The 3,565-nt window shown below is 59.4% G+C and carries 4 protein-coding genes and 1 pseudogene; all 5 read right to left on the bottom strand.

Translation table 11 applies throughout. The features are described 5' to 3' along the window. Positions 1–51: 51 nt before the first annotated feature. Positions 52–288 carry an acyl carrier protein gene (gene acpP, locus RMO15_RS32340; RefSeq protein WP_309723187.1) on the bottom strand — a complete coding sequence of 79 codons (237 nt, stop codon included), beginning with the start codon at positions 286–288 and terminating at the stop codon, positions 52–54. A gap of 29 nt (positions 289–317) precedes the next feature. Continuing rightward, on the bottom strand, positions 318–1,070 hold the full coding sequence (gene fabG, locus RMO15_RS32345; protein ID WP_309723190.1) for a 3-oxoacyl-[acyl-carrier-protein] reductase: 753 nt from the start codon (positions 1,068–1,070) through the stop codon (positions 318–320). Continuing rightward, positions 1,067–2,023 carry an ACP S-malonyltransferase gene (gene fabD, locus RMO15_RS32350; RefSeq protein WP_309723192.1) on the bottom strand — a complete coding sequence of 319 codons (957 nt, stop codon included), beginning with the start codon at positions 2,021–2,023 and terminating at the stop codon, positions 1,067–1,069. The genes fabG and fabD overlap by 4 nt, the downstream gene beginning before the upstream one ends. Beyond that, positions 2,020–3,045: a beta-ketoacyl-ACP synthase III gene (locus RMO15_RS32355; protein WP_309723195.1), complete on the bottom strand. Its 1,026-nt coding sequence runs from the start codon at positions 3,043–3,045 to the stop codon at positions 2,020–2,022. The genes fabD and RMO15_RS32355 overlap by 4 nt, the downstream gene beginning before the upstream one ends. Continuing rightward, positions 3,042–3,565 (bottom strand): annotated as a pseudogene (locus RMO15_RS32360) (phosphate--acyl-ACP acyltransferase); the annotation flags it as partial. The gene RMO15_RS32355 and the pseudogene RMO15_RS32360, both read right to left, overlap by 4 nt.

Raw genomic sequence — 3,565 nt, forward strand, 5'->3', positions numbered from 1 at the left:
AAAAAGCGGCGGCATGGGACCTTCGTCCCATACCGCCGACTTGGGGCGAAATTAGCTCTTGGTTTTCTCTTCGATGTAGTCAATTGCCTGCTGGACATTGGTGATCTTCTCAGCGGACTCATCGGGGATCTCGATATCGAACTCTTCTTCGAGGCCCATGACAAGCTCCACGACATCTAGAGAGTCAGCTCCTAGATCATCCACAAAGGAAGCCTGCGGAGTGACTTCTTTCTCGTCAACTTCCAGCTGCTCCACTACAACCTTCTTCACACGCTCAAACGTAGACATTTCCTTATGCTCCTCAATAAAAGCTTGGGTTAGACAGTTAATCCACCATCAATAGTGAGTGTCTGCCCGGTGATATACGACGCGGCCTCCGACGCCAGAAACGCCACTGCTGCGCCCACGTCCTCCGCTGTGCCTAACCGACCCAGCGGAATTTTCTCTAAAAGCTTCTCTCGCGAGTCGCCCGAGACGAAATCGGTCATCTGGGTATCAATAAAGCCTGGTGCGACAGCGTTCACGGTGATGTTCCGTGAGGCCAGCTCGCGTGCCACGCTCTTGGTAAAGCCAATCATACCCGCTTTCGACGCAGAATAATTCGCCTGACCGGGGCTTCCTACCTGCCCATTGACCGAAGTAATATTGATAATGCGCCCGGATTTTTGCCTGAGCATGATTTTGGCGGCGGCACGGGTGCACAGAAACGTCCCCTTGAGGTTCGCATCCAGCACGCCATCCCAGTCGTCCTCGCTCATACGCAAGAGAAGTGTGTCGCGTGTGATCCCGGCGTTGTTGACCAAGATGTCCACGCGCCCCAGCTGCTCTTTTACGGTAGCAAAGAGGCTCTCGACGGACGCGGCATCGCTCACATCGCACTGAATCGCGAGTGCCGTACGCCCCGTCTCGCGCACCGCCTCCGCGACAGCCTCGGCATCGGCGATATTGCTACGTGAGGTGATGGCGATATTCGCTCCTGCCTGCGCCAGTGCCAGTGCAATCCCGCGCCCGATCCCGCGTCCGCCCCGTCCCGCGCCGGTGACAATGGCGATCTTTCCTTCTAAACTCATGTTTTTAGCCCCTCAACCGCCGCTGCCAGGCTTGCACTATCGCCGACGGAAAAAACAATGGCCTCTGGGGCGATGCGCTTGATCAGCCCAGCGAGCACTTTTCCACTGCCGCACTCGACAAAGTGTGTGTAGCCATCGCCTGCGAGCTTCTGAATGGTCTCTGTCCAGCGCACCGGCCCTGCGACCTGCGCGGCAAGATTGGCTTTGATCTCGTCGGAAGTTGTCTCATAGTCCGCCGTGACATTGGCGACAATCGGCAGGCGCGGCGCGGCGATCGCGGCACTGTCAATGATCGGCTTAAGCGCCTCGGCGGCAGATGCCATTAAGGGCGAGTGGAACGCCCCCGAAACTTCCAGTGGCAGAACTCTCTTTGCGCCACGCTCTTTGAGCAATGGCGCAACGGCCTCCAGCGCAGCGACCTCACCGGAGATGACCACCTGGCCCGGACAGTTATCGTTGGCAGGAACCACAATAGGGCCCCCCCCGCCCCCGATAACGGGGGAGCTTTTAAGGGAGTCGCAAACTTCTTGCACCACGCTTGCATCCAGCCCAAGCACAGCGGCCATCGAACCGGGGTTCTGCGTGGCGGCTTCTGCCATCGCGAGCGCACGCTGCTGGACAAGCTTGGCACCCGTGGCGATATCAAATGCCCCGGCGGCGACCAGCGCAGCGTACTCGCCCACGGAGTGCCCTGCGACGGCTACTGGTTCCAGTCCGGCCTCGCGGCAGGCAGCGAGCGCAGCAACACTGGTGGCAAACAGACACGGCTGGGTGTTCTTGGTCTCTTTCAGGGCCGCTTCCGGCCCCTCAAAGCAAAGTGTGGAGATTGAAGCGCCACAGGCGATGTCTACAGCCTCAAAAGCAGCACGAGCGGCGGCAGAGTTTTCGAACAGCGCATGGCCCATCCCGACGGCTTGTGCGCCCTGGCCGGGAAAGACAAAGACTAGCTTCATGGCTTGAGCTTACCCCACTTGATCACGTTGGCACCCCAAGCAAGCCCGGCTCCAAAGCCAATCGTGACGACGATACTGCCCTCGACGATCTTGCCTTCCTGCCACGCTTCGTACATGGCAAGTGGAACCGAGGCGGCGCTGGTATTGCCGTAGCGATCAATGTTGACCGCGACTTTATGGCTCAGGGAGCCGTCGCTTTCGACCAAGCCCATGCGCTCGGCGGCGGCCTGGATGATGCGGATATTAGCCTGGTGGGGGACGAGCACGTCCACATCGGCCTCCGTCAGACCGGCGCGCTTGAGTGCCTTGAGCGCCGTCTCGCCCATCACCTTCACGCCGAACTTAAAGACCGCCTTGCCGTCCATGTGCGCCGTGTTCTCTTTACCCGCCAGCAGCTCGGGGGTCATCGGATGACGGCTTCCGCCCGCAGGGAGGTTGAGCAGGCACGCGCCGCTACCGTCCGCGCCGAGATCTGAGGCGAGCAGGCCACTCTCATCGTCGCTGGGTTGTAAGAGCACGGCTCCGGCGGCATCTCCAAAGAGGATACACGTGGCGCGGTCTTCCCAGTTCACGACGCTGGACATCTTCTCTGCCCCGATCACGAGGACATTTTTAGCGCGGCCTGTCTCGATAAACTGTGCGCCGACATCCAGGCCGTGTGCAAAGCCCGCGCAGGCAACGGAGACATCAAACGCGGTGGTTCTAGGAGCGCCCAGTGCATTCTGGACGAGCATCGCGGTGGCGGGGAAGTTGTTAAAGTCGGGCGTACAAGTCGCAACCACGATCACATCGAGCTGTGCGGCGGTGATTCCGGCGCGCTCCAGTGCCTCTTGAGCCGCCTTGACCGCCATGTCCGATGTCGCTTCGTTCTCTGCTGCTAGCCGTCGCTCCCGGATCCCGGTGCGCTGGACAATCCACTCATCGTTGGTGTCTACGATCTTAGAGATATCCTCGTTTGTCAGTACCCGCTCAGGAGTATACTTGCCAATGCCTGCTATCGTGGCCCGCCGCAGCGTCCTCATTCTATCGGTATTCCTTCTAGGGCGGATTTTACCGCATTTACATAGCCCGAGCGTACTGCCTGTGTGGCGAGCCGGAGACCGCTGAAGATCGCACGGGCGTTGGAGCGGCCATGGGCGATGAGGGAGAGCCCATTGACCCCAAGCAAGGGAGCTCCACCGTACTCGGCGTAGTCTCCTGCCGCGATCAGTTTTTTTAGTGCGGATTTTAAGACGGCTCGCTCGCCGTCGGTCTGGGCCTCGGCGAGGGTGCGCTGGACATGAACAATGGCAAGCTTGCCCATGCCTTCAGCGGCCTTGAGCAAGATATTTCCCTCGAAGCCATCAGCGACAATGACATCCACGCCACCTTCAAAGAGATGGCTACTCTCAATATTGCCGACGAAGTTCACGGGGAGAGCCTGAATCAGCGGGCGAGATTTTTTCACCAGCTCATTGCCCTTGGTGTCTTCCTCACCATTGGAGAGTAAGGCAACGCTGGGGTTCTCGATGCCCATGACATGCTGGCCGAGGCGAGGGCCAA

It is taken from the genome of Armatimonas sp. (assembly GCF_031410135.1).
In the GTDB taxonomy this organism is placed as follows: Bacteria; Armatimonadota; Armatimonadia; order Armatimonadales; family Armatimonadaceae; genus Armatimonas.